This is a genomic window from Dissulfurispira sp., from assembly GCF_036745535.1.
Classification (GTDB): domain Bacteria; phylum Nitrospirota; class Thermodesulfovibrionia; order Thermodesulfovibrionales; family Dissulfurispiraceae; genus Dissulfurispira.
On the sequence record NZ_DAIOFX010000019.1, the window covers coordinates 1 to 26,752 of the forward strand.

General features: G+C 43.3%; 25 protein-coding genes. 20 read left to right on the forward strand and 5 right to left on the reverse strand.

The window, feature by feature from the left end; translation table 11 throughout:
• A partial coding sequence (locus V7L97_RS05200; RefSeq protein WP_333653924.1) for an MgtC/SapB family protein occupies positions 1 to 588 on the reverse strand: 588 nt, incomplete at its 3' end.
• Between the two features lie 72 nt (positions 589 to 660).
• Here V7L97_RS05200 and lysS point away from each other — a divergent pair.
• The 10 genes from lysS to pheT all read left to right on the forward strand — a co-directional run bounded on the left by lysS (position 661) and on the right by pheT (position 10,852).
• Positions 661 to 2,136, forward strand: coding sequence for a lysine--tRNA ligase (gene lysS / locus V7L97_RS05205; protein ID WP_333653925.1), 1,476 nt, complete (start codon positions 661 to 663; stop codon positions 2,134 to 2,136).
• A complete protein-coding gene (locus V7L97_RS05210) occupies positions 2,137 to 3,357 on the forward strand; it encodes a lipoprotein-releasing ABC transporter permease subunit (RefSeq protein WP_333653927.1) in 1,221 nt (406 codons plus the stop codon).
• 61 nt (positions 3,358 to 3,418) lie between these two features.
• Positions 3,419 to 3,670, forward strand: coding sequence for a hypothetical protein (locus tag V7L97_RS05215; protein WP_333653929.1), 252 nt, complete (start codon positions 3,419 to 3,421; stop codon positions 3,668 to 3,670).
• A gap of 64 nt (positions 3,671 to 3,734) precedes the next feature.
• Positions 3,735 to 4,499, forward strand: a complete 765-nt coding sequence (locus tag V7L97_RS05220; protein WP_442891761.1) for an ABC transporter ATP-binding protein — start codon at positions 3,735 to 3,737, stop codon at positions 4,497 to 4,499.
• A gap of 146 nt (positions 4,500 to 4,645) precedes the next feature.
• Positions 4,646 to 6,355, forward strand: coding sequence for a threonine--tRNA ligase (thrS, locus tag V7L97_RS05225; RefSeq protein WP_333653933.1), 1,710 nt, complete (start codon positions 4,646 to 4,648; stop codon positions 6,353 to 6,355).
• Positions 6,356 to 6,459: 104 nt separating this feature from the next.
• Positions 6,460 to 6,963 (forward strand): translation initiation factor IF-3, encoded by a 504-nt coding sequence (infC, locus tag V7L97_RS05230; RefSeq protein WP_333653960.1) that lies wholly within the window; start codon positions 6,460 to 6,462, stop codon positions 6,961 to 6,963.
• Positions 6,964 to 6,977: 14 nt separating this feature from the next.
• Entirely contained in the window at positions 6,978 to 7,178 is a 201-nt protein-coding gene (gene rpmI, locus V7L97_RS05235; protein ID WP_333653935.1) for a 50S ribosomal protein L35, read from the forward strand.
• A 152-nt stretch (positions 7,179 to 7,330) separates the two neighbouring features.
• A complete protein-coding gene (gene rplT, locus V7L97_RS05240) occupies positions 7,331 to 7,678 on the forward strand; it encodes a 50S ribosomal protein L20 (RefSeq protein ID WP_333653936.1) in 348 nt (115 codons plus the stop codon).
• A gap of 72 nt (positions 7,679 to 7,750) precedes the next feature.
• Positions 7,751 to 8,758, forward strand: a complete 1,008-nt coding sequence (gene pheS, locus V7L97_RS05245; protein ID WP_333653938.1) for a phenylalanine--tRNA ligase subunit alpha — start codon at positions 7,751 to 7,753, stop codon at positions 8,756 to 8,758.
• A complete protein-coding gene (gene pheT, locus V7L97_RS05250) occupies positions 8,759 to 10,852 on the forward strand; it encodes a phenylalanine--tRNA ligase subunit beta (RefSeq protein WP_333653940.1) in 2,094 nt (697 codons plus the stop codon).
• Between the two features lie 72 nt (positions 10,853 to 10,924).
• Here the strand turns inward: pheT and V7L97_RS05255 are convergent, their stop codons facing one another.
• Genes V7L97_RS05255 through phnD (V7L97_RS05265) form a run of 3 tightly spaced genes read right to left on the reverse strand, consistent with a single transcriptional unit; the run spans position 10,925 to position 14,690 of the window.
• A complete protein-coding gene (locus V7L97_RS05255; protein WP_333653941.1) occupies positions 10,925 to 11,125 on the reverse strand; it encodes a heavy-metal-associated domain-containing protein in 201 nt (66 codons plus the stop codon).
• A 21-nt stretch (positions 11,126 to 11,146) separates the two neighbouring features.
• Positions 11,147 to 13,843 (reverse strand): hybrid sensor histidine kinase/response regulator, encoded by a 2,697-nt coding sequence (locus tag V7L97_RS05260; protein ID WP_333653943.1) that lies wholly within the window; start codon positions 13,841 to 13,843, stop codon positions 11,147 to 11,149.
• The gene (phnD, locus tag V7L97_RS05265; protein ID WP_333653944.1) at positions 13,836 to 14,690 is read right to left on the reverse strand and encodes a phosphate/phosphite/phosphonate ABC transporter substrate-binding protein; all 855 of its coding nucleotides are present in this window, start codon (positions 14,688 to 14,690) and stop codon (positions 13,836 to 13,838) included. Before phnD (V7L97_RS05265) ends, V7L97_RS05260 begins: the two co-directional genes overlap by 8 nt.
• A gap of 403 nt (positions 14,691 to 15,093) precedes the next feature.
• Between phnD (V7L97_RS05265) and V7L97_RS05270 the strand changes: the two genes are divergently transcribed.
• A complete protein-coding gene (locus V7L97_RS05270) occupies positions 15,094 to 15,603 on the forward strand; it encodes a threonine ammonia-lyase (protein WP_333653945.1) in 510 nt (169 codons plus the stop codon).
• 630 nt (positions 15,604 to 16,233) lie between these two features.
• Here V7L97_RS05270 and phnD (V7L97_RS05275) read toward each other — a convergent pair.
• Positions 16,234 to 17,088, reverse strand: coding sequence for a phosphate/phosphite/phosphonate ABC transporter substrate-binding protein (phnD, locus tag V7L97_RS05275; RefSeq protein WP_333653944.1), 855 nt, complete (start codon positions 17,086 to 17,088; stop codon positions 16,234 to 16,236).
• Between the two features lie 307 nt (positions 17,089 to 17,395).
• Here phnD (V7L97_RS05275) and ilvA point away from each other — a divergent pair, with 307 nt between their 5' ends.
• The 9 genes from ilvA (at position 17,396) to V7L97_RS05320 (ending at position 26,584) form a co-directional block, all read left to right on the forward strand.
• A complete protein-coding gene (gene ilvA, locus V7L97_RS05280; protein WP_333653946.1) occupies positions 17,396 to 18,580 on the forward strand; it encodes a threonine ammonia-lyase in 1,185 nt (394 codons plus the stop codon).
• A 312-nt stretch (positions 18,581 to 18,892) separates the two neighbouring features.
• On the forward strand, positions 18,893 to 19,651 hold the full coding sequence (locus V7L97_RS05285; protein WP_333653947.1) for a GntR family transcriptional regulator: 759 nt from the start codon (positions 18,893 to 18,895) through the stop codon (positions 19,649 to 19,651).
• A 12-nt stretch (positions 19,652 to 19,663) separates the two neighbouring features.
• Positions 19,664 to 20,176: a CBS domain-containing protein gene (locus tag V7L97_RS05290; RefSeq protein WP_333653949.1), complete on the forward strand. Its 513-nt coding sequence runs from the start codon at positions 19,664 to 19,666 to the stop codon at positions 20,174 to 20,176.
• 17 nt (positions 20,177 to 20,193) lie between these two features.
• On the forward strand, positions 20,194 to 21,711 hold the full coding sequence (locus V7L97_RS05295; RefSeq protein ID WP_333653950.1) for an SLC13 family permease: 1,518 nt from the start codon (positions 20,194 to 20,196) through the stop codon (positions 21,709 to 21,711).
• 64 nt (positions 21,712 to 21,775) lie between these two features.
• Complete coding sequence (locus tag V7L97_RS05300) at positions 21,776 to 21,949, forward strand: hypothetical protein (protein WP_333653951.1); 174 nt, start codon at positions 21,776 to 21,778, stop codon at positions 21,947 to 21,949.
• Positions 21,950 to 21,961: 12 nt separating this feature from the next.
• On the forward strand, positions 21,962 to 23,962 hold the full coding sequence (locus V7L97_RS05305; protein WP_333653953.1) for a TSUP family transporter: 2,001 nt from the start codon (positions 21,962 to 21,964) through the stop codon (positions 23,960 to 23,962).
• A 28-nt stretch (positions 23,963 to 23,990) separates the two neighbouring features.
• Positions 23,991 to 24,704 (forward strand): hypothetical protein, encoded by a 714-nt coding sequence (locus V7L97_RS05310; protein ID WP_333653955.1) that lies wholly within the window; start codon positions 23,991 to 23,993, stop codon positions 24,702 to 24,704.
• Positions 24,705 to 24,725: 21 nt separating this feature from the next.
• The gene (locus V7L97_RS05315) at positions 24,726 to 25,214 is read left to right on the forward strand and encodes a CBS domain-containing protein (protein WP_333653956.1); all 489 of its coding nucleotides are present in this window, start codon (positions 24,726 to 24,728) and stop codon (positions 25,212 to 25,214) included.
• A 38-nt stretch (positions 25,215 to 25,252) separates the two neighbouring features.
• Positions 25,253 to 26,584, forward strand: a complete 1,332-nt coding sequence (locus V7L97_RS05320) for an SLC13 family permease (RefSeq protein ID WP_442891762.1) — start codon at positions 25,253 to 25,255, stop codon at positions 26,582 to 26,584.
• Positions 26,585 to 26,752: the final 168 nt, after the last annotated feature.

The following is a 26,752-nucleotide window of genomic DNA, read 5'->3' on the forward strand; positions in this document are numbered from 1 at the left end:
GTAATCCTTATACCTGAGCGATACCTCTTGTTCGACGATGTTCTGTTCCTTCATAAATTTAATTTTGGCATCTAAAACTTTGATGTTATAGCCATCGATAAATTCCGCTATTTTTAATTCCTCCGAGCCCTTTATCTTGATTGTCAGGATGGAATAACGGTTTTTCGGAAGTATATCCTCGATATTCTTAAGGACTGCAAGGTTTACAAGTACGAGAAAAGTTGCAAAGCCGGCTGTAATGTATTCCCCGAATCCCACTGCCATACCGATTGCACTGACCATCCAGAGTGTTGCAGCAGTAGTCAGTCCCCTTATTGATATCCCATGTCTCAATATTGCACCTGCGCCAAGAAAGCCGATACCAACTACAATCTGTGCTGCAATTCTTCCAGGGTCTGTGTATGCGCCGTAAATTTTATAAACATGAACGGAAGCGATAGTAAATAGACATGAACCGAGGCAGACAAGAAGCTGCGTGCGGAAGCCTGCAGTCTGTCCGCCGATCTGCCTTTCGATCCCTATAAGTCCGCCGAGTGCTGCTGCAATTAGGAGTTTAAAAAAAGTTTTCCAATATTGCCTCCAAAACAAATGTTAGGTTAATTATACTATATTTTTCCATACGTTGACTTAGCTGAATTTAGGCAAGTATAATCATCAGTTATGGAAGAAACAAATGAACTTATAAAACAGCGTTTTAAAAAGCTCGATGACCTGCGGAATATCGATATCGATCCGTATGACGGACGTTTTGACCCTGAATCAACCGCTGCAGAACTTCATGCAAAACATGGGGATTCTGATAAAGAGTCTTTAGAGTCCAATAATATAAATACCTCTGTTGCCGGCAGGATTATTGCCATGAGGGACTTTGGTAAGGCATCCTTTGCCCACATTCAGGATGCTACAGGCAAGATTCAGATATACCTCAAAAAAGATGTTATCGGCGAGAAATATTCCCTCATTAAAAAGCTCGATATCGGCGACATCATAGGTGTCAGCGGCAGACTGTTCAGGACAAAGACGGACGAGCTCACCATCGAGGTCAATGACTTCATTTTTCTGAGCAAATCCCTGAGGCCATTGCCTGAGAAGTGGCATGGTCTTAAAGATATAGAACTCAGATACAGGCAGAGATATGTTGACCTTATTGTCAATCCCGAAGTGAAGGATGTATTTGCAAAGAGAAGCGCTATTATGAAGGCAATGAGGGATTTCTTCGAGTCCCACGGCTTTATCGAGGTCGAGACACCCATGATGCATCCCATTCCCGGCGGAGCTGCTGCAAAGCCGTTCAGGACGCACCACATAGCCCTCGGTATGGACTTATACCTCAGGATTGCACCGGAGCTTTATCTCAAGAGACTCCTTGTGGGAGGCTATGAGAGGGTTTTTGAGCTGAACAAGAATTTCAGAAATGAAGGCATATCCACAAAGCACAACCCTGAATTTACAATGCTTGAATTCTATATGGCTTACAAGGATTATAACTTCCTGATGTCCTTTACGGAAGAGATCTTCTCATACATTGCAAATCGTGTTCTCGGTACACTAAAGGTGCCTTATGGAGATACAGTAATAGACCTTACTCCGCCGTGGCCGAGGATTCCGATGCTCGATGCCCTGAAGCAAAAGGGAGTGCCTGATGATGTGATAACAGACCCTGAAAAGGCGAGGAAATGGGCGGAATCAAAAAAGATAGATATAGACAAAGGAGCCTCCCATGCCAAGGTGCTGGATGAGATATTCAAGGAATTTGTGGAGCCGGAATTGGTGCAGCCTGTATTCATAATAGACTATCCTGTTGAGCTTTCTCCACTTGCAAAGAGGAAGAGGGATAATCCGGAGCTTGTGGAGAGGTTCGAGTTATTTATAGCATCGAGGGAAATAGCCAATGCATTTTCCGAATTGAACGACCCCGTTGATCAAAAGGAGAGGTTTTTAAAGCAGGTGGAGGCAAAGAAAAGGGGAGACGAAGAGGCCCACTGGATGGACGAGGACTTTGTAAAGGCGCTGGAGTATGGCATGCCGCCTGCCGCCGGCGAGGGAATAGGCATAGACAGGCTGGTCATGCTGCTCACCAACTCCCAATCCATAAGGGATGTAATACTTTTCCCGCAATTAAAACCAGAACAATAAATGAATCTACCTTATCAATTATTCATTGCCTTAAGGTATCTGAAGTCGAAAAAAAAGCATAAAGGCATCTCTTTCAACACAGTCATATCCATCAGCGGCGTTGCCGTTGGTGTGATGGCGCTCCTTGTTGTGCTTTCTGTTATGAGCGGTTTCCATGAAGACCTGCAGAAAAAGATACTTGGAGCCAATGCCCACGCAGTAGTTCTCAGTTACAAAGGCGGGATTGAAGATTACAGTTCAGTGATGGAGAAGCTCAAGAATGAGCCCCATGTTGTTTCTATGTCCCCCTTTGTCCTCGGACAGGTAATGGTATCTTCGGGAAGAAGGGCGCACGGCGTTTTTCTAAGGGGGATAGAGCCCTCTTCTGAATTAAAGACCACGGATATTTTGAGGCATATCAAAGAAGGCAGCATTGAAGAAATAACGGGTCGAGGGTGGATAATCCTTGGCAAAGAGCTTGCTTCGATGGTAGGTGTTATTGCAGGGGATACTGTTAATCTGATATCTCCTGTTGGTGAAATAGGGCCGTTGGGAATGCTGCCGAGGGTAAAGCAATTCAGGGTTGCTGCTGTATTTGAGATGGGCATGTTTGAGTATGACACAAACCTTGCTTTCACAGACATAAAATCCGCACAGGAGTTTTTCGGCTACGGCAGCGCTGTCTCCGGAATTCAATTGCGCCTTGACGACATTTACAAGGCGTCGTCTGTCCGGGATTCTGTAAATAAAAAGATCGGTTTCCCTTACTATGCGAGGGACTGGATGCAGATGAACAGGAATTTATTCTCTGCACTAAAATTGGAGAAGTTTGCAATGTTTATCATATTGATACTTATTGTGCTGGTTGCTTCTTTCAATGTCGTCAGCACACTGATGATGAATGTCATGGAAAAGCAGAAGGAGATAGCCATATTAAAGGCAATGGGTGCGAAAAATCAGGGCATTATGATGGTTTTCATGATTCAGGGATTACTGATAGGGATAATCGGCACTGTGATTGGCGTGACAGGAGGGTATGTCCTCGGAAAGATAATAAACAACTATGAGATTATAAAGCTCCCTGCAGATGTGTATTACCTGAGCAAACTTCCGGTCAAGATGAAACTCATAGACTTTATTGCTGTATCGTTTTCAGCAATTGCCATAAGCTTTCTTTCAACATTATACCCTTCATACTATGCAGCAAAACTAAACCCTGTCGAGCCATTGAGGTATGAATAAAGGCAGGCAATAGGCAATGGGCTATAGGCGAAAAGACAAAAGGCAATAGGCGAGAGGCAACATGTGTAAGATTATTAAAAAAATTATTTGTATAGTAATAATCGCTCTGGCATTGTTCATCGGCATCACTATCTGGGGCAAGGGCGGCGATAAGTTTAGATGGATTGGCGAAAAAACAGGCGGGATAATCAAGAAGGGTGCGGATAAGCTTGGTGAAAAGACGGATGAGATTAAAGAGAAGACAGGGACCATAAAAGAGAAGGTAAAGAAGTGGACAGGCAAAGAAAAACCGGAAGACTCCAGCCAGAAATGAAGACAAAGAATTCAATGAAGGGGGTTTTCACAAGGGGGACTGCGTCCCCCTTGTGCGTGAAGAAATGAAAGAGCTTATAAGTGTAGAAGGACTTGAAAAATCATTCTATATGCCTGCTGGAGAGCTGAAGGTCTTAAAAGGAATAGATGCAGTTTTCAATGAAGGAGAGGTAGTCAGCATTGTTGGCGCCTCTGGAGCTGGAAAGAGCACTTTTTTACATATCCTTGGAACCCTCGATAAACCGACATCCGGAAAAGTTATATATAAAGTCGATAGTCAGAAAGGGGACTGTCCCGGATTTACGGACGCAGTCGTAGAATCGGGACTGTCCCCGTGCAGTATAAATCCATTCTCTCTCAGCAATGGAGAACTTGCGATTTTTAGAAATAAGGTAATAGGATTCATTTTCCAATTTCATTATCTCCTTCCTGAATTCAGCGCCATAGAGAATGTGATGATGCCGGGAATGATAGCCAGAAGCCAGAAGCCAGAAGCCAGAAGTCAGAAGGAGATATACGAAAAGGCAGAAAAACTTCTTGATGAGCTTGGTTTATATGCAAGAAAAGACCATAAGCCAGGTGAACTATCAGGCGGAGAGCAGCAGAGGGTTGCTGTTGCAAGGGCATTGCTCCTTGAGCCGAAGGTTGTTCTTGCCGATGAGCCAACAGGAAATCTCGATGCGGCAACAGGAGGAGACCTCTTCAGGCTTTTGATGGATATAAATCAAAAGCACGGCATAACTTTCATCATTGTAACCCACAATGAATCCCTATCAAAGAGATGCCACAGGACACTGGAGATGGTTGACGGGAAGTTGCACAGTAAATGAGCATATGGGTAGATGAGCATATGAGGTATGGGTTAAAAATATTCCATTCACTCGTTAACTCATTCAGGCATTTACTCATTCACTTAGAATCAGTTATTATATAACCCAAATTTTTTATCGGAGGTTTTGTCATTAACAAAGAAGAATTGGAGATTCTCCGCCACAGCACATCCCATGTAATGGCTCATGCTATAAAGGACTTATTCCCCGATGCAAAGTTAGCCATAGGACCTGCAACCGAAGACGGCTTTTATTATGACATCGATAGAGATGTTCCTTTTACTCCCGAGGATCTGGAAAAGATAGAAAAGAGGATGAAGGAGATTATCAAAAAGAACAACCCCTTTGTCCGCAAAGATATCTCAAAAACAGAGGCCATAGAACTATTTAAAAAGATGGGCGAGAACTACAAAGTAGAGCTTTTGCAGGAAATACCGGATGAGACGGTATCTATATATGAAGAGGGTGGATTTGTCGACCTCTGCAGGGGGCCTCATCTTCCAAATACAGGAAAGGTCAAGGCATTCAAGCTCTTAAGTATTGCCGGCGCTTACTGGCGCGGCGATGAAAAGAATAAGATGCTCCAGAGAATTTACGGAACTGCCTTTGACAATAAGGATGACTTGAATGCATATCTGAATTTCCTTGAAGAGGTCAAAAAGAGAGACCACAGAAAATTAGGCAAAGAATTGGATCTCTTCAGTCTCAGCGATGACATAGGCCCAGGACTCATCCTGTGGCATCCCAACGGTGCGATTATAAGAAAGACCATCGAGGATTTCTGGAGAAACGAGCATATAAAGGCTGATTATAAGATTCTCTATACGCCGCATATCGCCAAGTTGAATCTATGGCAGAGGAGCGGCCACTGGGATTTCTACAGGGAAAACATGTATTCACCCATGGAGATAGACGAGGTTGCTTATGAATTAAAGCCGATGAACTGTCCATTCCATATAGACGTTTATAAAAATTCTTTGAAGAGTTACAGGGAATTGCCAATAAGATATGCAGAGCTTGGCACTGTCTATAGATATGAGCGTTCAGGGGTTTTGCACGGACTTCTCAGGGTAAGGGGCTTTACACAGGATGACGCCCACATATTCTGCAGAGAAGACCAGATAGAGGATGAAATACTGAACATCCTCGATTTTACGCTCTTTATACTCAGGACATTCGGATTTGACGCATACGATGTTTATCTTTCAACCCGCCCTGAAAAATATGTGGGAACTCTGGAAAACTGGGAAAGTGCAACCAATGCCTTAAAACATGCCCTTGAGAAAAAGGGTTTGTCTTACCAGATAGACCCCGGGGAAGGTGTATTCTATGGACCCAAGATAGACATAAAGATAAAGGATTCACTGAACAGGTCATGGCAGTGCAGCACCATACAGGTTGACTTTAATAATCCAGAAAGGTTCGATGTCACATACAGGGGAAGCGACGGCAAAGAGCACAGACCTATAATGATCCACAGGGCATTGATGGGCTCATTCGAAAGATTTTTCGGCATTCTTATAGAGCATTATGCAGGAGCGTTCCCTTTGTGGCTTTCACCTGTGCAGGCATCGGTATTGACCATAGCAGAAAGACACGATGATTATGCAAAAGAAATATATAAAAAACTTAGAGAATCTGATATAAGAGTTGAGATTGTTCTTGAAAATGAAAAGATAGGATACAAAATACGAGAAGCAACTGTGAGAAAAATCCCGTATCTTGTTATAATAGGCGACAAGGAAATTGCTGAAAATAAAATAACGGTCAGGAAGAGGAACGGCGAAAACATCGGGCCATTTACAATTGAGCAATTTATAGATATAATCAAAGACGAAATAAATACTCGCAAATGAGTAAATGAGTGAATGGGTAAATGAGTGGATGAGAGTGAATGAGTAAATCTACTCATATGCCCATATACTCATTAACCCATTAACTAAATGTCGGAGGTAATAGCATAAGTAAGGGCACTGTAAGAGTTAACGAGGGGATAGGGGCACGAGAAGTAAGACTCATCGATGATGAAGGCAAACAGCTCGGAGTGGTCTCTGTTCAGGAAGCTATCCGTATAGCACGGGATAGGGGTTATGACCTTGTCGAGGTTGCCCCCAATGTTACGCCGCCTGTCTGCAGGATAATGGATTACGGCAAGTATAAGTACCAGATGAGTAAAAAGCACGCAGCGCGGAAGACCATTGATGTCAAGGAAGTAAAGATAAGGCCCCAGATAACAGACCACGACCTTCAGCTAAAGGTCAAAAATATCAGGAGATTCCTGGATGACGGCGACAAGGCCAAGGTTACCATGTTTTTCAGAGGGCGTGAGATTGTGAGGCCGGAATTGGGAATGAAGTTATTTGACAGGATACAGGAACTGCTTACCGGAAAGTTTCAGGTAGAACAGCCGCCTAAGCTGGAAGGCAAAAGCATTACTATGGTGATAGCGCCAAGCAGCAAATAGAGAGGAGGATAGAAATGCCGAAGCTTAAGACGCACAGAGGCGCTGCCAAGAGGTTCAAGGTGACAGGCAGCGGAAAGATAAAGAGATACAGGGCATACAAGAGCCATCTCCTGACAGGCAAGCCTGCCAAGAGGATGAGGAATCTCAGGAAGGGCGATTTAGTGCCTGAGGTCCAGCAGGAAAACATCAAGAAATTATTGCCCTACATGTTTTAGGATTAAATAGAGGCGTGCGGCTTGTCCGCACGCCTCTATTTAATTAAATCAGACTTGATGCCTGTATGGCTAATCTATTAAACTTTATATTTTTTGGAAAAACTTTTAAAGATTCTGTTCCGAGAAATTCAGGGTAGTAAAAGGAGGATACAATGCCCAGGGCAAAAGGTGGTTTTAAGACAAGGAGATACCATAAGAAGGTCATAGATATGGCAAAAGGCCAGTACGGTGGAAGGCACCGTGTTTACAAGGTCGCTGCCCAGGTTGTTGACAAGGGTCTCCTCGCAGCCTATAAAGATAGAAGGCTTAAAAAGCGTGAATTCAGGGCATTATGGATTGCAAGGATCAATGCCGCTGTCAGGTCCCTCGGTATGTCTTACAGCCAGTTTATGAACGGGTTGAAAAAGGCAAACATTACCTTAAACAGAAGAGCCCTTGCCGATCTGGCATACAACGATCCCAAAGCCTTCAGCGAACTGGCAAATCAAGTAAAAGGTTAATGGGTTAATGGGTGAATGAGTTAATGGGTGAAAACTCATATGCTCATTTACTCATTTACATTCTAAAGTCCTATGATCGAAGACCTGAAACAGACATTCCTTGAAGAACTGAAGTCCGTAAAAAATCTTGCTGACTTATCCAGTCTCAGGGTCAAATATCTCGGCAAAAAGGGGATTATAACCTCGGAACTGAAATCCCTTTCGAAAGTCCCTCCAGAAGAGAGGCCGTCACACGGCAAAAAGGTAAACGAAATAAAACAATTCATCGAAACAGAACTCGATTTGCAGGAGTCCCGATTAAAGCAAGAAGAATTAAAGAGACAACTGCTTTCAGAGTCCCTCGATATTACGTTGAACGGTAAGTTCATTTCCTTTGGCAGAGAGCATCCCATAAATAAAGTCCTTTCGGAGGTAACGGATATCTTTGTTAAGATGGGTTTCAGCGTTGAGGAAGGACCGGAGGTTGAACTGGATTACTATAACTTCGAGGCACTGAATATTCCCAAAGACCACCCTGCAAGGGACATGCAGGATACATTTTACATAAGCGATGACATCGTTCTGAGAACCCATACCTCTCCTGTCCAGGTAAGGGTTATGGAGAAAAGGAAGCCGCCTGTGAGGTTTATCGCTCCCGGCAAGGTTTACAGGTGCGATGCAGATATAACCCATACACCCATGTTCCATCAGGTGGAAGGCCTGATGGTGGATAAGGGGATAACATTCAGCAATCTCAAGGGAGTTCTTAAGGCGTTCCTCCATCAGATGTTCGGCGCAGATACGCCGGTGCGCTTCAGGCCGAGCTTTTTCCCATTCACAGAGCCTTCGGCAGAGGTTGATATTGGATGCATATTGTGCAATGGTGTTGGATGCAGGGTTTGCAAAGGGTCTGGATGGCTCGAAATCTTAGGTGCAGGAATGGTTAATCCGAGGGTCTTCGAATATGTGGGATACAATCCGGAAGAGTATTCGGGTTTCGCATTCGGCATGGGAATAGAGAGGATTGCCATGCTCAAGTATTCCATAGACGATATAAGGTTATTTTTCGAAAATGATATCAGGTTTTTGAGGCAGTTTTAAATGCGCGTCCCCTTTGAATGGTTAAAAGAATTTATCGACATTAAGGAGTCGCCTCATGAGGTTGCCCACAGGCTTACCATGATAGGTCTTGAGGTAGAGGCTGTCGAGCAGGTGGACAGTGATGTTGTCTTCGAGGTAAATGTCACTCCAAACAGGCCTGACTGTCTGAGCATTATCGGTATTGCGCGGGAGCTTTCTGCCGCATATAAAACCCCTCTTGTATTTCCTGAGCACGATGTCCTTGCAGAAACCGGGGAGCTTGATTTTAATGTTGATATTGTCGATGCAGAACTCTGCCACAGGTATGCAGGAAGGGTTGTGAGGAATCTCAAAATAGGCCCTTCACCTGAGTGGCTGAAGAAAAGGCTCAAAAAGTGCAGTATAAGATCGATCAATAATATTGTGGATGTCACGAACTATGTGCTTCTGGAATTGGGTCATCCCCTCCATGCCTTTGACCTTAAAACTATTAAAGGCCGCCGCATTATGGTCGGCACGCCCAATAGGGTCAAAGGTCAAGGGACAAGGATCAAGTTTAAAACCCTGGACGGTATCGAGCGTGAAATGCCTGATGACTCTTTACTCATATGGGATGCTGAAAGACCGATAGCAATTGCCGGCGTTATGGGCGGCATGGAAACAGAGGTTGCAGATTCCACCATGGACATATTTATCGAGAGCGCCTATTTCGAGCCGGTGTCTGTAAGAAGGACATCGAAGGCCCTCGGGTTGAAGACAGAATCCTCTTACAGGTTCGAAAGGGGAACGGATATAAAGATGCTCAAGAAGGCCCTTGACAGGGCAGCATATCTGATGAAGGAAGTGGCGGGCGGCACTATTTGCGGAAAGATAGATATTTATCCAAAGAGATACAAACCTGATGAGATAAATGTCAGATACAATAAGGTCAATGAGACACTCGGATTGAAGCTGACCAAAGAAGAGATTATAGATTGTCTCGATGGATTGGGTTTCGAGATGAAAAAGTTGGCAAACAGCCTGAAGATAAAACCTCCGGCATACAGAAGGGATATAAAGAGGGAGATCGATGTTATAGAAGAGGTTGCGAGGATTTATGGCTACGACAGGATTCCTGCACAACTGCCCAAGGCAACCATAGGCATAGAGAGGCAAGAGGCAATAGGCAATGGGCAAGAGGTTAAGAATAATATAAAGCAGGCCTTTTTTAAATCAGGCTTTACAGAGGTAATCAATTACAGCTTTATGGGCCTGCAGGACATCGATCTGCTTGGAATCGGCGAAGACGATGAAAGAAGAAATCTCGTGCAGATAAAGAATCCATTGAAAATAGAAGAGTCATTTATGAGGACAACTCTGATGCCGGCATTTATAAAAGATCTGATTCACAACGTATCACACGGCAACAGGGAATTGAGATTATTCGAGATAGCAAGGGTGTTTATAAAAAGCAGTCAGGTTGAAGAGTCCGGTCTCCCAGAAGAGCGTGAACATCTTGCCGCCCTTTATTACAAGGAGAGAAGCAAGGCATTGTACAGGGATGATACGCCGGATTTTTATATCGTCAAAGGTGTTATCGAAGCTATTCTCAACGACCTCAAGATTTATGACTACTCATTTGTCAGGTCATCGGAGCCCTTTTTGCATCCCGGGCAGTCTGCAGACATATTCATAATGGACAGTAAAATAGGATATGTTGGCGCCCTTTCTCCTGCTATTGTGGATTCTCTCGATATAAAGGCACACAAGCCTTCTGTTATTGTGATGGAGATAGACATAGACAGCATAATCCCGTATGCAATGCAGGTGGTGAAATACAGGGCACTGCCAAGGTATCCATACATAGAAAGGGATACGGCGATAATAGTAGATTCCTTATTTGAAGCAGCGATGCTCATGAAATGGCTAAAATCATATCCTTCGGACCTTATTGAGGATATTTATGTCTTTGATGTCTATCAGGGGAAGAATATTCCTGAAGGCAAAAAGAGCATTGCGTTTAATGTCAGATACAGGGCATCGGACAGGACACTGAAGGACGACGAGATCGATACCCTGCACAATAGCCTTGTCAATTATATCCTTGATAAGACAAAGGGACAGTTACGACAGTAAATGAGTATATGAGTTAATGAGTGAATGGGTTAAAAGACCTTATATACATTTACTCATTCACCCATCCACTCATTAACTAACCTTATATCCCGCTTTTTCGATTGCTGCTATGATGTCTTCTTTTTTCGCTTTTGATTCGTCGAACTGAATAGTGGCGCTGCCCACAGCCACATCGGATTTTGTAACGCCTGCAACTGCATCGATGGCCTTTTTCACCCTCATCACGCAGTGCTGACAGCTCATGCCATCGATCTTCAAAGTAGTCTCTGCCATTTTATAAGTCCCCTTCCTTTTCTATTCCGACAGCGCCTTTTTGATAGTCTGTGCGATTGAATGGCGTGTGAACGGCTTTTGCACAAACCCTGCTGCGCCGCTTTTTAGAAGCTTATCTATACCTGCAAAACCTTCATGACTATAGCCTGAACAGAGTATTATCTTTATATCGGGCTTTATTGTCTTCAGCGCCTGAAATACCTCGCTGCCCCCCATTTTTGGCATTATCATGTCAACAATCACGAGGGATATCCTGTCTTTCATGGTTCTGAAGAGGTTTATGCCGTCGCTGCCGCTTTCTGCAAGCAGGACAGCGTATCCAAGGGGTTCCAGCATGTCCTTGCATAGTTCCCTGACGTCAGCCTCATCGTCTATCACGAGGATAGTCCCCGAACCCATTATGTCTTCGGCTTCGCCTGATTCCTCCATATCAGCGGTTTTTGTGATGGGCAGGTATATATTGAACCTTGTCCCTTTGAACGGCTCGCTGTAGAGGTTTACGTATCCTCCGTGATTGCTTACTATAGAATGAACTATGTAGAGCCCGAGCCCTGTGCCTTTTCCTGTCTCCTTTGTTGTGAAGAACGGATCGAATATTTTTCTCTGTGTCTCTGCGTCCATACCTGTGCCTGTATCGGAAACGGATAATTTTATGAATTCGCCTTTGTCAGAAGGTATGCCGTTGGCAGCGCCGTTCTCTGTGCCCACCACATCTGTCTCTATGATCAATCTTCCCCCATCCTGCATGGCATCGCGGGCATTTAGGGCAAGGTTCATGATCACCTGCTGCATCTGTGAGGGGTCTGCCATTATTTTTGGGACGTCTTTTTTAAGATTTACTACAATCTCTATGTTCTTGGGAATGCTCCTCTGAAGGAGTTCCATGGAATTGTGGATTATTTCGTTTATATTGACAGGCTTTGCCTCCATCTTCTCTTTGCGAGTTACCATAAGGATCTTTTTTGCCAGATCTGCGCCCTTCTGTGCTGCATTGTTAATGATGGTTGCAGGTCTATGGAACGGCTCTCCCTCTTTTGTCATGCCCAGCATAATCTCTGAATACCCGAGTATTGCTGTCAGGAGGTTGTTGAAGTCATGGGCTATCCCGCCTGCAAGTGTACCGATTGCCTCCATCTTCTGCGCTCTTAAAAGCTGTTCATATAGCTTTTTCTCCTGTGTTACATCCCTCTGGATAGAGGCATAGTGGACATCTCCTTCTGCATAAATGGGGAAGATGACCGACGATGTATAATATATCTCCCCGTTCTTTTTCCTGTTTATGAATTCTCCCTTCCATACATCTCCTGCCTTGATGGTATTCCACAGGTTTTTATAAAAGTCTTCATCGTGGCAGCCGCTCTTCAATATATTGGTCTTTTTGCCAATGGCCTCTTCCCCTGAATAGCCCGTAACTGTTTCAAATGCAGGGTTGACGTATGTGATGTATCCATCGGCATCCGTAACTACAATTACATCAAAGGCAGAGTCTATGACCTGCTGGAATCTTTGAAGCTGCATTAAGCTTTCAGCCTTATTGAGTGCTATTGCTGTATCGGCGGAAATGGTCTTGAGGATGCTCTCGTCATCGTCAGTAAACCCTTCGGGTTTATTGCCGAAATATAGAGTACCGACCGGCCTCCCTTCACCCGAAAATATGGGATATGCCAACAGATTCCTTATTACAGGATGGCCTTCGGGAAATGAGCCGCTAAATGCAGGATGCTCCGATACATTGTCTATGCGAACCGGTGTAATGGAAAGCCGCATAAATGCCAGCAGCCCTTTGCCCTCGGGCAATGCATCTCCGGTTCTTGTTGTTGTGCCCCTTGTAATGAGTCTTTTGAATTTCCCTTTGTCGTCATAAAGGGCAATGCCAGCAAGCTCTGCATTTATCAACTGGTTGGCCCTGTCGATAATAAGGTTGAGTATTTCGTCTATCGAGAAATATTCGTGTATGGATACGGCAATGTTGTGAAGCATCTGGCACTGCGCTGTCTTTTTGTTGAGCCTTTCGAATGCATCGTTTATTGCCGAACCAATCGTGTCCAGTTCTGTTATGCCTGTTCTATTCACCTCTTGACAGGCCTGTATATTGGATATAATAGCTTTTATGGGCTTCTGGAGATTTTTCCGCATGACAAGAAAGGTAACTACGACAATCAGTATACAGCTTATGGCAATTAAAGGAGCTATGAGTGCGGTTATAGTGTCTCTGGATAAGAGGTATATAAAGGGGATGACGGGTTTTTCTATAAAGACCACCTTATAGTTCCAAAGTGGAATGTTTATTACAGAGCCGCCGATATGTGCGAGTGCCTTGCTAAAATGAAAATCTCCTTCTTCAGGCAGTTGGGGCTGCAGAGATTTCATTGATGTGCTGTCGAGGGAGGAATAGACCATCTTACCGTCAGTGGTCTTTATAAATCCGGTGAGGTTGTTGCTTGACCAGTATGATTTTATCTCGTCGATCACCGCTTTTTTCTTTGCATCCACAACCATCTCTTTGCCAAGGAGTTGGGATGTTGTTAGCTCATCAATTGCGGTATTTACTATTTTCTGGACTTCGGATGAATGTCTGGATATGATGAATGTGTGGTATTCCCAGAATACATTTTTCGAGACCTGATAGCCGACAATGAGCAGTGACAGCATTATGACTGTAAGGAAGATGAGTATGGGAGTTATAACTTTGAATCTTATGCTGTATCTGTCAATCATTATATTTTTTGAATAGTCTATGGAGTTTCAGGATGTTCTGAATATAATCTTCAGGAGGCAGTGTAAAGCCGTACTGTAATTCAAGGTCCCAGTTCTTCACGATATTTCTATCAGAACTATCGTGCATCGGTTTTAGTTTCAGAAGTGCATTCATAAATTTTCTCTCGATGTCAGGGTTGATATTGGGTGTGGCGCAGAACGAGTGATGGGGGAGCGGTTCGGAAACCTTTAATACTTTAAATTTTAATCCCTTGAATTTTTCGAATACCGGTATTTTAGTAGCGCCTGCTGTTGCCTCATTTTTTGCAACCGCATTTATAATCTTTTCATGGCTTTTCAGAAATACCGGTTTTATCATGTCCATTGTTATTCCAGCGTCTTCAAGCATTTTCCTTGGAACAATATTTGATGATGTGGAGTTTCTATCTCCAAAGGCAAATGGTTTGCCTTTAAGTTCTTTTAGTGAATTTATTTTGTGGTTGTTGGTGAAGATTATAGACCGGTAAAACGGCTTCCCATCGTTCCCGAGGGGTACAAGCAAGGGTTTTGCCTTGCATTTTTCGTATGCGAGACCGAAGGGGTTTGGTCCGAGATAGGCTATGGAAACCTCGCCGCTGCATATGCCGTCAATTATTGCGTCATAATTGTGGTAAAGCTTTAGTTCCCATGGAATGCCTGTTGTCTTGTTGAGATAATCTATAAAGGGCTCGTAAAAATGCCATATCTTATCCGGCGCATAATAAGGAAATATCCCTATGTATATTTTGTTCTCCGCTGCATATCCATAATGGACAGCAGAAAATATCAGGACAAGAAAGGCTATGATTATAAAAATCTTTTTTACCATTTACAAAAATTTTACATTAAGGCTAAATAGATTGTCAATCTTTACGGCTTCCCCCATAATCCGTAGCCAAGCATTTACAGAAGCAAAGCAGACATGGGTGAAAAGCCTTTATCAGCGATACCTTAGAGCCGATCCCTCCCGCTGTTTAAGGGCAACTTCAGCATACCCTTTGCATTCAGCAGTATAAACAGGCAGCAAAATAATATCATCGCATTGATAAAGGCTTTGAAGCCGTGTCTGCTTTGCTTGATTTCGGATTATGGACTTGTGTTTCAATCTATGATTTAATTATGATTATTAAATCATTATGAATATCGACTTTTTATCAATCCATGATGCACTGAGATCCATTTCTCCTTATATTCACAAAACGCCCATGGTATATTCCAACTCATTCAGCAAAATGTTTGACGCAGAGGTTTATATAAAGGCTGAAAATCTCCAAAAGACTGGCTCTTTTAAGGTGCGGGGGGCATTCAATAAATTAATGAAATTCAAGACTGATAAGGTCATTGCAGCATCAATGGGCAACCATGCACAGGGCGTTGCCTTTGCTGCTGCCGGCCTCGGCATAAAGGCAAAGATAGTGATGCCTTTGACTGCCTCCATCGTCAAACAGGAGGCGACAAAGGGATATGGTGCAGAAGTCGTCTTGCATGGCGAGACTTTTAGCGATGCCCTGAATTATGCAATTTCCCAGAATGACTACACATTCATCCATGCATTTGACGATGAAGATATAATCGCAGGTCAGGGAACCATAGGGCTTGAGATCATAAACGAACTGCAGGATATAGATGTTATCCTTGTGCCTGTCGGAGGCGGAGGGCTTATCTCTGGCATATCCATTGCATCGTTTATTGCCGAACCAATCGTGTCCAGTTCTGTTATGCCTGTTCTATTCACCTCTTGACAGGCCTGTATATTGGATATAATAGCTTTTATGGGCTTCTGGAGATTTTTCCGCATGACAAGAAAGGTAACTACGACAATCAGTATACAGCTTATGGCAATTAAAGGAGCTATGAGTGCGGTTATAGTGTCTCTGGATAAGAGGTATATAAAGGGGATGACGGGTTTTTCTATAAAGACCACCTTATAGTTCCAAAGTGGAATGTTTATTACAGAGCCGCCGATATGTGCGAGTGCCTTGCTAAAATGAAAATCTCCTTCTTCAGGCAGTTGGGGCTGCAGAGATTTCATTGATGTGCTGTCGAGGGAGGAATAGACCATCTTACCGTCAGTGGTCTTTATAAATCCGGTGAGGTTGTTGCTTGACCAGTATGATTTTATCTCGTCGATCACCGCTTTTTTCTTTGCATCCACAACCATCTCTTTGCCAAGGAGTTGGGATGTTGTTAGCTCATCAATTGCGGTATTTACTATTTTCTGGACTTCGGATGAATGTCTGGATATGATGAATGTGTGGTATTCCCAGAATACATTTTTCGAGACCTGATAGCCGACAATGAGCAGTGACAGCATTATGACTGTAAGGAAGATGAGTATGGGAGTTATAACTTTGAATCTTATGCTGTATCTGTCAATCATTATATTTTTTGAATAGTCTATGGAGTTTCAGGATGTTCTGAATATAATCTTCAGGAGGCAGTGTAAAGCCGTACTGTAATTCAAGGTCCCAGTTCTTCACGATATTTCTATCAGAACTATCGTGCATCGGTTTTAGTTTCAGAAGTGCATTCATAAATTTTCTCTCGATGTCAGGGTTGATATTGGGTGTGGCGCAGAACGAGTGATGGGGGAGCGGTTCGGAAACCTTTAATACTTTAAATTTTAATCCCTTGAATTTTTCGAATACCGGTATTTTAGTAGCGCCTGCTGTTGCCTCATTTTTTGCAACCGCATTTATAATCTTTTCATGGCTTTTCAGAAATACCGGTTTTATCATGTCCATTGTTATTCCAGCGTCTTCAAGCATTTTCCTTGGAACAATATTTGATGATGTGGAGTTTCTATCTCCAAAGGCAAATGGTTTGCCTTTAAGTTCTTTTAGTGAATTTATTTTGTGGTTGTTGGTGAAGATTATAGACCGGTAAAACGGCTTCCCATCGTTCCCGAGGGGTACAAGCAAGGGTTTTGCCTTGCATTTTTCGTATGCGAGACCGAAGGGGTTTGGTCCGAGATAGGCTATGGAAACCTCGCCGCTGCATATGCCGTCAATTATTGCGTCATAATTGTGGTAAAGCTTTAGTTCCCATGGAATGCCTGTTGTCTTGTTGAGATAATCTATAAAGGGCTCGTAAAAATGCCATATCTTATCCGGCGCATAATAAGGAAATATCCCTATGTATATTTTGTTCTCCGCTGCATATCCATAATGGACAGCAGAAAATATCAGGACAAGAAAGGCTATGATTATAAAAATCTTTTTTACCATTTACAAAAATTTTACATTAAGGCTAAATAGATTGTCAATCTTTACGGCTTCCCCCATAATCCGTAGCCAAGCATTTACAGAAGCAAAGCAGACATGGGTGAAAAGCCTTTATCAGCGATACCTTAGAGCCGATCCCTCCCGCTGTTTAAGGGCAACTTCAGCATACCCTTTGCATTCAGCAGTATAAACAGGCAGCAAAATAATATCATCGCATTGATAAAGGCTTTGAAGCCGTGTCTGCTTTGCTTGATTTCGGATTATGGACTTGTGTTTCAATCTATGATTTAATTATGATTATTAAATCATTATGAATATCGACTTTTTATCAATCCATGATGCACTGAGATCCATTTCTCCTTATATTCACAAAACGCCCATGGTATATTCCAACTCATTCAGCAAAATGTTTGACGCAGAGGTTTATATAAAGGCTGAAAATCTCCAAAAGACTGGCTCTTTTAAGGTGCGGGGGGCATTCAATAAATTAATGAAATTCAAGACTGATAAGGTCATTGCAGCATCAATGGGCAACCATGCACAGGGCGTTGCCTTTGCTGCTGCCGGCCTCGGCATAAAGGCAAAGATAGTGATGCCTTTGACTGCCTCCATCGTCAAACAGGAGGCGACAAAGGGATATGGTGCAGAAGTCGTCTTGCATGGCGAGACTTTTAGCGATGCCCTGAATTATGCAATTTCCCAGAATGACTACACATTCATCCATGCATTTGACGATGAAGATATAATCGCAGGTCAGGGAACCATAGGGCTTGAGATCATAAACGAACTGCAGGATATAGATGTTATCCTTGTGCCTGTCGGAGGCGGAGGGCTTATCTCTGGCATATCCATTGCGGTTAAAGAACTTTCTCACAAGACAGAAGTTATAGGAATTCAAACCGTATCTGCCACATCTGCATATGACTCCTATCATGCAAAGGAGATTGCAGAAAGAATCCCACAGCCCACACTCGCAGATGGAATAGCTGTTGGAAGAATTGGGGATAAAACATTCGAGATCATGCAGAAATATGTGGATGATATTATCAAGGTCAGCGAAGAGTCCATAGCAATGTCGGTGCTTTTGTTCCTTGAAAGGAAAAAGCTTGTTGTTGAAGGGGCAGGGGCTGTTCCACTTGCTGCTTTAATAGAACAGAAAGAGAGATTCGAGGGCAAAAGGATAGTATTAGTTGTAAGCGGAGGCAATATCGATTTTACACTTATCGACAGGATAATCCATAAGGGTCTTGTTTCGAGCGGCAGGATAGGGGTGTTTAAGGTCATTGTGGATGATGTGCCGGGCGGTCTGCATAGGATAACAGGTATTATTGCTGCACAGAGAGGAAATATTCTTAATGTAGTCCATGACAGGCTATCTCAGGATGTGCCCATCGGAAAGACTATGGTGATATTTACTGTAGAGACAAAGGGGGCTGTTCATCTTGAAGAGATAATATCTGCTATAAGAGAATCGGGTTTTAGAATTCTTCAATAGCTCAATTTACAGCACTTTGTCTTCCACCCCGGCTATCGTAATTTACCCGGATAATGCATTTATATGGAGGCATGAACAGCTAAAAGTCTTTACAATTCGCAATTTTTTGAAACAATCCAGTATGTTTGGCGTGGATTTTTTTATTGCATAAGTTGTAACAGTCATCCTCAATAATGTGGCGAGGTAAAGCCTTTTATCTGCCCATGCCTCCATATCTTCGAAGTTTAATTGCATTTTTCGGTTTTATGAATAATATGGGCTTATAAGAAATTTTCTTTGACAACATAATATCATTAATAATATTATATCGATATGGCACGCGATGAAACACTGCAAAATAACAAAACAGTGGACAGGTTCACACAGGAAAAGCTCTATATCCAGCTTATGAGGATATTTCTGGAGCTGATAAACTCAGGGAACTGGCAGCTTGGACAGCAAATCCCCACAGAAGAAGACCTCTGCAAGAAATACGATGTCAGCAAGATAACCGTCAGGCAGGCTATTAATAATCTGGTTTCTGACGGTTATCTTATAAAAATTCAGGGTAAAGGAACTTTTGTTGCCGGTACGCTGCCTGTTGTCGGGCTTGCCATGAAGACCAAGCTCACAGAAGAGATGTTCGGAAAAGAGGTGAAGCTTGAGAGAAAGGTACTGTTTCAGGGAATCAAAGAGCCGTCCCCCGATATAAGGGCATATCTGAAGACAGAAGACAGGATATACTGCATCCTGAGCAAGAGGATCGTCGACAGAAAGACAGCATACATAGAAGAGGCATTTATTCCTTACCAGATGCTCCAGTATATCGAAAAACTTGATATTACCCACAGTTCTCTGTATTCGGTTCTTCAGGAGAAGGGAACAAAAAAAGATATTCAAGATGATACAGACGATCGAGATTTCGCAGGCAACAGGAGATGCTGCAAAGAATTTGGGTATAGAAGAAGGGGTTCCTGTGCTGGTTGTACATCGGCTTTTTTTAGCTCGGATAATACGCCTGTTGCTTATACAAAGATTCAGGGCAGGAGCGACAGGTATAAATTTCAGACAGAATTTGAAAGAATCCGGTGAAAGGAGGATCTTATGCAGTATGAATTAAAGGTGAAGGATTTATTGACTCCTGTTGAAGAATATCCTCATATACCGCACAGTTTTACCATTGAGGAGGCACTTGTTGAGCTTAGGAATTATTCTGACAGGGGCTACCGTCATATCCTCGTCTTTGACGAAAGGTTTCATCTTGTAGCGGTGTTGTCAGTGAGGGACCTCCTCCGGGCGATGGAACCAGAGTTTTTTAAAACAGATGCATATCCCAAAAAGTACGAGGGTTACTGTCCGCCAGAGGACGCTTCGCTGGCTATTATGTGGCAGATGTCATTTTTGAGGGACTGCAAAAAAAAGATGCAGAAGCCTATCAATGAGATAATGCCTTTTAACAAGATAACCACTGTTAATGCAGATGATCCTGTTGTTAAGGCTCTCTTTTTGATGCTGAAGGAAGATGTCAACGCGCTGGCAATTATTGAAAACAATGTTGTTATAGGCGTGATACGTCTTGTGAATATTTTAGATGCAATCTTAGAAAAATGTGAGTAGAGCGAGGAGCCATGTTTATGGAAGCAGACAAACACGAGACAGCTAACCAGGAAAGAAGAGATATAAAGGTAACAAGGATTAAATTATCAAAGACTAAATTTGACTGGAAAAGGATTTTCTTTATTTTGTTGGGCCTGGGTCTTTTTCTTTTTGTTTATTATATGCCTCAGTGGAAGGATGCTGTTGACCCCACAGGCAAGGTATTCCCTTTATCAACGGAAGGCAAAGGGGCTATTGCCCTGTTTTTACTGGCAGGCATATGGTGGGTTTTTGAGGTTGTGCCGATAGGCGTTACAGCCATTGCCATAGGTGTGTTTCAGGCGTTATTTTCTATCCGCCCCGCCAAGGAAGCATTCAGGGACTTTATGGATCCATCTGTTATGTTTATTTTCGGCTCTGTTGTTGTCGGACTGGCATTTACAAAGTCGGGCCTCACAAAACGCATTGCATACAAGATGCTTGAAGTCGTCGGTGAAAAGACGAGCATGATACTTTTAGGCTGTCTCGTGGTTACTGCTGGTCTCGCTCATTTTATGGCGCACACGGCGGCAGCAGCAACTGTATTCCCCATATTGCATGCTATTTATGCCCTTTACGGTGAAGGCGATAAGCAGTCAAAATTCGGAAAGGCTCTTTTTATAGGCATGGCGTACGCAGCAGGCGCAGGAAGTATTATCACATTTTTAGGAGCTGCCAGAGGCCCTGCAGCAGCGGGCATGTTCAAGGAATTTACAGGAAGGGATGTAGGATTTTTTGAACTTACAAAATACATGTTCCTTGTCGGCTGGGTTATGGTACTTCTGATATGGGGCTATCTGATGATATTCCTGAAGCCTGAAAAGAATGTTATACATGGCCTGAAAGACAAGGTCAAACGCCTTTCAAAAGAATTAGGCCCGATGAGCTTTAATGAGAAATTCGTTATTGTTGCCGTTATACTGGTTGTAATTGTAATGGCAATGCAGTCATTCGTCCCGGCTCTTAAACCTCTCGACAGGGCAGCAATAATGCTCGTATCCACACTCCTGTTTTTTATATTCAGAGTGCTTACAGTAAAAGAGCTTGAGGAGATTCCGTGGAACATCATACTTCTCTTCAGCGGCGCAATGAGCATAGGCTTCTGCTTATGGAAGACAGGCGCTGCGCAGTGGATGGCTGTTAACTGGCTTGTAATGTTCCAGAAGGCGCACTGGATGGTATTTGTCCTGAGTATAGCAAGTTTCGTGTTGATTATGACCAACTTTATTATGAATGTCGCTGCAATAGCCATATCCCTGCCGGTCTCGCTTGTTGTTGCCGGGTATCTCGGTGTTGCTCCCGATGTTATATTTTATTCATCTCTTGTTACGGCAGGTATGCCATTTCTGCTGCTCATAGGCGCTGCGCCAAATGCGATTGCCTATGAGTCGAAACAATTCACAACCGGAGAGTTCTTTAAACATGGAATCCCGATGAGTATCATTCTCATTGCGGTTTTAGCCATAGCCATTATTACTATATGGCCTGTAACCGGAATGCCGATACTTATTAAGTGAATAGTCGTTAGTGAATGGTGAAAGGCATCCTTTGCACTATTCACTTGTTTGGATTGGAGGTACAATGGTTGAGCAATTTATTGAATGGACAACCCGTCTTAATGAGACTAATAGTCTTGCTTTTGCCTTTGTCACTGTAGGGACAATGATTGTAGTTGGTGTCGGAATTGCTCTCGTCGTGGAATTAGTTTTCAAAATCTTAGGTATAAAGACCGAGAAGATAGAGCATCACCATTGATGTGAGGTATTGATGTTTGACTGGAATGTTTATCTCCCAATTTCTGGAATTGAAGTTAATGGTTTTGCATTAATGCTTTTAGGTTTTACTGTTGGTGTCATAGGAGGCTTTTTTGGCATTGGCGGCGCATTTATGGTTACTCCGGCATTGAATGTATTTGGTTTTCCCATGGCTTACGCCATAGGCACAGATATGGCACACATAGCAGGCAAGTCCATCGTCGCTACAGCCAAACACAGGAAATTCGGCAATGTTGATTTGCGGCTCGGCATATTGATGATAGTAGGAACTGCTTTAGGGATTGAACTTGGAGCCACAGTTATCATGTGGCTTGAGAAGATAGGGCGCATAGGTCCGATAGTAAGAATAACTTATATGGTTCTCCTTTTTAGTCTCGGCTCCTATATGCTTTATGAATATATAAAACACTCTAAAGGACATGAAAAAAAGACAACAAGTGATGTTGGCAAAGCAAGATTAGCGATAAAAATGCAGGGCATAAAGATTCCACCCATGATAAATCTCAAGGTGTCAGGCTTTGCTATCTCTCTATGGGTAATAATTGGGGTTGGAGTTTTTACTGGATTTATTACTGGTTTTCTGGGAGTGGGCGGTGGGTTCATAAGAATGCCTGCTCTTATGTATTTGATAGGGTCTCCAACCAAGATAGCAGTGGGTACAGACCTCTTTGAAGTCATGTTTTCAGGGGCTTATGGTGCCTTTTCATATGCCTTAAAAGCAAAGGTAGAGCTTGTGGCTGCTGTAATTATGCTTTTAGGTGCTGCCATCGGGGCGCAAATCGGGACAACTGCAACAAAATATGCAAGGGGCATGATTATCCGCCTTTATTTTGCAATCACTATGCTCCTCGCTGGTGTTTCTGTCATATTCAAGCATTTATCAGAAAAGAATAAAGATATTTATGTGCCAGCTTTAAATGAATGGGCGATGGCTACTTCTGGCTTTACAGACAAGACAGAACTCAGGCGTTGGCTCTATATTAACAAAGAAGCGGTGAGGGAATGGATTATTCAACAGCCCGATATTATACAGCAGGCATTTTTCATGGAAAAGGCATGGAGCAGCTATTCAGGCTATCTAATGCTCGGTTCGGCGTGTGCCCTCAGCGCGGTAATTATTGCCTTTTTTGTCAGAGGGTTTTTAAGAGAAAGGGCAGAGGTAAGGATTGCCGAGATAGCCGCGGCTGTTGTTAGGAGGAGAATGGTTATAGCTGCAACCTGTGCGCCTACTGATCTACCGGTAATGATGATGGGTGCTCGTATTGCTAAGTCCATGGCTGATGAGGTGGTGCTTCTGACCTGCGAGGAAAAGGGGATATGTGAAGATTATATTCAGGAGGGCAAGAGGATTTTTGAACAATGCGGAATTGCCCCTGTTGTGGAATTTGCACGAGGGAAGCCTTACAAAGAGATTCTCAAAAAGGCATCGGGTGCCAATCTCCTCGTAATAGGTTCAAGACCCCTCAACCCTTTGGAGACTGAGTTTTACCTTGGAGACAATGCCACAAAGATTGTCAGGAGAATGACTTCGTCGACCCTTGTGGTAAAGGAGAGGTATAAAATAAGAAGAATACTCCTATGCATTGATATTCCTTACAGTAAAAATACAGTCAATATGGCAAAGGAGATTGCATCTGCCACTGATGCAGACATAGAGATACTTCATGTTGTCTCCATTCCCACGATGTTTTCCATGGAAACGCCATGGCTTGATATCCCTTCTTTATTACCGGACTTTTACAGAAAAGAGATGGGGGTACTCAATGGGATAAAAGATGAACTACTGGGTTCTGGTATAAAAGTAGTCACGGTAAAGCTGAGAGAAGGAATAGTAGAGGAGCAGATAATCATGGAATCCGTGGAAGGAGATTTTGATCTCATAGTTATAAAGGAAGGCTTTTTCAGGACGCCCTTTGGGCTGTTCCTCGGAAGGCTGTCAACTAATGTGGCTACCCATTCACCCCATGCCTCGGTGCTTGTTGTGAAGCGATAGCCAGATCACTGCTGTTGATGGAGGTTATATGGATTTTGAAGAGGTGCTGAAACGGTTTTTTGACAAGGTATATACCGAGTCAGATTTTGTGGAAAAGACATATGCCGAACTGAACAAATTTGGTTTTGATAGTGATAATTCTATTGCATGTGTTAGTGTTTGCAGGGACGAGATTACACAGCCTTTGATAAGGCTCATAAGGGATAAGTGGGGAGAGGCATTTAACCTCTCAAGCCTTGCAGGGATGTTCTTTGCAGGTCAGACAGGCCTCATGGCGGCAATGCATCACTCCCCGATTGTGGAAGGAAAAGAGAGGTATGTATTTTACGCCCTCCCTCATATCGCCATTGACGCTGAAGGACATCTGGGAGCGTGCAAGAGAGCAGGCAGGGAAGGGGAATCTACAGCCTGCGGAGCGCTTAATGCATTTCAAAAGGAGCTGTCTCAGGGACGATTGAACCTCTCGATAGATGAGACAGACATCGAGCAGAGCCTTCTTAAAAGAAGATTGTTGAGGGAAATACCATATGGTCATGTGCCTGACCTCCTTGAGCTGACAAGAATATCTCAGAGAGTCATACAGAAAGACCTCGAGCATGTGCTTAATACTATTATCGATAGAAGCAGGAGCGACTATGCAATGGTCACCGGCATACAGATACACGGGCCCGAACATAGCTATGTCTACCCTGCAGCATGCTATGTGGTTGTAAATGAGATGTTTGAACAGTTGAAAATCTAAACTGAAAGGGATGGAGGGAATATGAAAGCAAAGGATTTGATGATTCCGATTCAGGATTATTTACGGCCTGACAATATTTTGAAAGAGGCTGTCAATCTGCTGAAGACTGCAAAGAGGGGAGAAGAGAGGATTGGAGTTAAGGGATTGCCGGTGCTCGATGAAAAGGGCAAACTTGTAGGAATGCTTTCAATGAGGGACATTCTGAAGGCTGTTTTCCCTTTTTATATGTCCATGATGACTCTTGGAGACTTTACATGGGACGGCATGGTCGAAAGCATAGCCAAAAAATCCTCAAACAGAAAGGTCGGCGAACTTATGAGCAAGGTCGTCATAAGCGTTGACGAACAGGCGTCTTTAATGGAGTGCGTGGACCATATGGTAAAGCACAATATAAAGAGGCTTCCGGTTATTAATAAAGAGGGCAAGGTAGCGGGCATGCTTTATGAGAGGGATGTGTTCTTCGCAATAACAAAGGCAATGCTTGAGGAGAACAACGGAGATGGAAAATGAGTTCTGAAGCAGCGGCTGCCGCGTCACCGCCCTTTGTCATGGATACAGCCTTCTGGACAGCCACGACAATATTTTTATTAGCCTATGCGGTAATAGTATCCGAGAAGATACATAAAACAATAGTCGCCGTCTTTGGCGCCGGATTAATGCTCGTCTTAAAGATACTTCATCAACACGAGGCATTCCATATCGAAGAATTCGGCATAGACTGGAATGTCATATTCCTTCTCATCTCCATGATGGTGATAATCAATCTCATGCGTCCAACAGGAGTATTTGAGTATATTGCGATTAAGAGCGCAAAATGGGGCAAAGGCGAGCCTTTCAGGATAATGGCCATTTTTGCTGTTGTTACCGCAGTTTTAAGTGCATTTCTCGATAATGTCACAACGGTTCTGCTTATCACACCGGTAACGCTTCTTATAGCGGATGCCCTCGAAGTAGACCCTATACCATATCTCATTTCATGCGCCCTTGCCTCCAACATAGGCGGAACAGCAACCCTTATCGGCGACCCGCCGAACATCATGATAGCATCAAAGGCACAACTGAACTTCATGGACTTTATTTACCACCTTGCTCCAATTGTGGTTGTTATGATGGCCTTCTACATCTTTGCGATAAAGCTCATATGGGGCAGGAAGATGAATACAAAGGAGGAACTAAAAAAGAGGATAATGGCAATGGATGAGAATGAGGCGATAAAAGACCCTGTAATGCTCAAAAAGTCTCTCTTTGTCCTCGCTGTTGTATTGACAGGTTTTGTCTTTCACGGTGTCCTTCATTTTCAGCCTGCAACTATCGCTCTTTTCGGAGCGGGTCTTTTGCTGCTTCTTTCAAAGACTCACGAACCACATCGCATATTGGCAGAAGTTGAGTGGCCTACGATTTTCTTCTTCATGGGACTTTTCATAATAGTTGGCGGCGTTGTAAAGGTGGGACTCATAAAATGGATGTCCTTGCAGATACTCGACTTAACGCAGGGCAACCTCTTTGCAACCTCGATGGTAATCATGTGGTTCTCTGCATTTGCATCTGCAATAGTTGACAATATCCCGTATGTTGCGACCATGAATCCGTTGGTGATCGATATGGCAAAACATCTCTGGCCGAATTTATCCGGCATCCAGCTTTTACAGCATCCTGATCTGATGCCCATCTGGTGGTCGCTTGCGCTTGGTGCATGTCTTGGAGGCAACGGCTCTGCAATCGGTGCATCTGCCAATGTCATCGTCGTTGGCATGTCCGAAAAGGCTGGAAAAAGAATATCGTTCATGAAATTCATGGCATACGGAATGCCAATAATGATTATGACCGTAATAGTGTCAACAATATATGTATGGCTCAGGTATTATGTGATGAAGATATAGCAAATTATTCTTTCCGCAATTCCGGCAATTGGAATTTCGCGATTTGGCAAAGATGTTTAATACATCCCGATTTTATCGGGTTCATCTTAGGTGGAGACTGTCAGAAAGGAAAAGATAAAGGAGTCAACTATAAAGAATTCTCCTTAACACGGAAACAAGTTTTATGAG

Bases quoted from the DNA above. Each gene is read 5' to 3' on its own strand.
- V7L97_RS05290 (WP_333653949.1), top strand. From the start codon at position 19,664: ATGCAGTATGAATTAAAGGTGAAGGATTTATTGACTCCTGTTGAAGAA.
- V7L97_RS05210 (WP_333653927.1), top strand. From the start codon at position 2,137: ATGAATCTACCTTATCAATTATTCATTGCCTTAAGGTATCTGAAGTCG.
- V7L97_RS05315 (WP_333653956.1), top strand. From the start codon at position 24,726: ATGAAAGCAAAGGATTTGATGATTCCGATTCAGGATTATTTACGGCCT.
- phnD (WP_333653944.1), bottom strand. From the start codon at position 14,690: ATGGTAAAAAAGATTTTTATAATCATAGCCTTTCTTGTCCTGATATTT.
- rpmI (WP_333653935.1), top strand. From the start codon at position 6,978: ATGCCGAAGCTTAAGACGCACAGAGGCGCTGCCAAGAGGTTCAAGGTG.
- phnD (WP_333653944.1), bottom strand. From the start codon at position 17,088: ATGGTAAAAAAGATTTTTATAATCATAGCCTTTCTTGTCCTGATATTT.
- V7L97_RS05310 (WP_333653955.1), top strand. From the start codon at position 23,991: ATGGATTTTGAAGAGGTGCTGAAACGGTTTTTTGACAAGGTATATACC.
- V7L97_RS05260 (WP_333653943.1), bottom strand. From the start codon at position 13,843: ATGATTGACAGATACAGCATAAGATTCAAAGTTATAACTCCCATACTC.
- pheS (WP_333653938.1), top strand. From the start codon at position 7,751: ATGATCGAAGACCTGAAACAGACATTCCTTGAAGAACTGAAGTCCGTA.
- V7L97_RS05300 (WP_333653951.1), top strand. From the start codon at position 21,776: ATGGTTGAGCAATTTATTGAATGGACAACCCGTCTTAATGAGACTAAT.
- V7L97_RS05255 (WP_333653941.1), bottom strand. From the start codon at position 11,125: ATGGCAGAGACTACTTTGAAGATCGATGGCATGAGCTGTCAGCACTGC.
- pheT (WP_333653940.1), top strand. From the start codon at position 8,759: ATGCGCGTCCCCTTTGAATGGTTAAAAGAATTTATCGACATTAAGGAG.
- V7L97_RS05320 (WP_442891762.1), top strand. From the start codon at position 25,253: ATGGATACAGCCTTCTGGACAGCCACGACAATATTTTTATTAGCCTAT.
- lysS (WP_333653925.1), top strand. From the start codon at position 661: ATGGAAGAAACAAATGAACTTATAAAACAGCGTTTTAAAAAGCTCGAT.
- V7L97_RS05305 (WP_333653953.1), top strand. From the start codon at position 21,962: ATGTTTGACTGGAATGTTTATCTCCCAATTTCTGGAATTGAAGTTAAT.
- V7L97_RS05270 (WP_333653945.1), top strand. From the start codon at position 15,094: ATGTTTGACGCAGAGGTTTATATAAAGGCTGAAAATCTCCAAAAGACT.
- V7L97_RS05285 (WP_333653947.1), top strand. From the start codon at position 18,893: ATGGCACGCGATGAAACACTGCAAAATAACAAAACAGTGGACAGGTTC.
- V7L97_RS05295 (WP_333653950.1), top strand. From the start codon at position 20,194: ATGGAAGCAGACAAACACGAGACAGCTAACCAGGAAAGAAGAGATATA.
- V7L97_RS05220 (WP_442891761.1), top strand. From the start codon at position 3,735: ATGAAAGAGCTTATAAGTGTAGAAGGACTTGAAAAATCATTCTATATG.
- rplT (WP_333653936.1), top strand. From the start codon at position 7,331: ATGCCCAGGGCAAAAGGTGGTTTTAAGACAAGGAGATACCATAAGAAG.
- V7L97_RS05215 (WP_333653929.1), top strand. From the start codon at position 3,419: ATGTGTAAGATTATTAAAAAAATTATTTGTATAGTAATAATCGCTCTG.
- ilvA (WP_333653946.1), top strand. From the start codon at position 17,396: ATGAATATCGACTTTTTATCAATCCATGATGCACTGAGATCCATTTCT.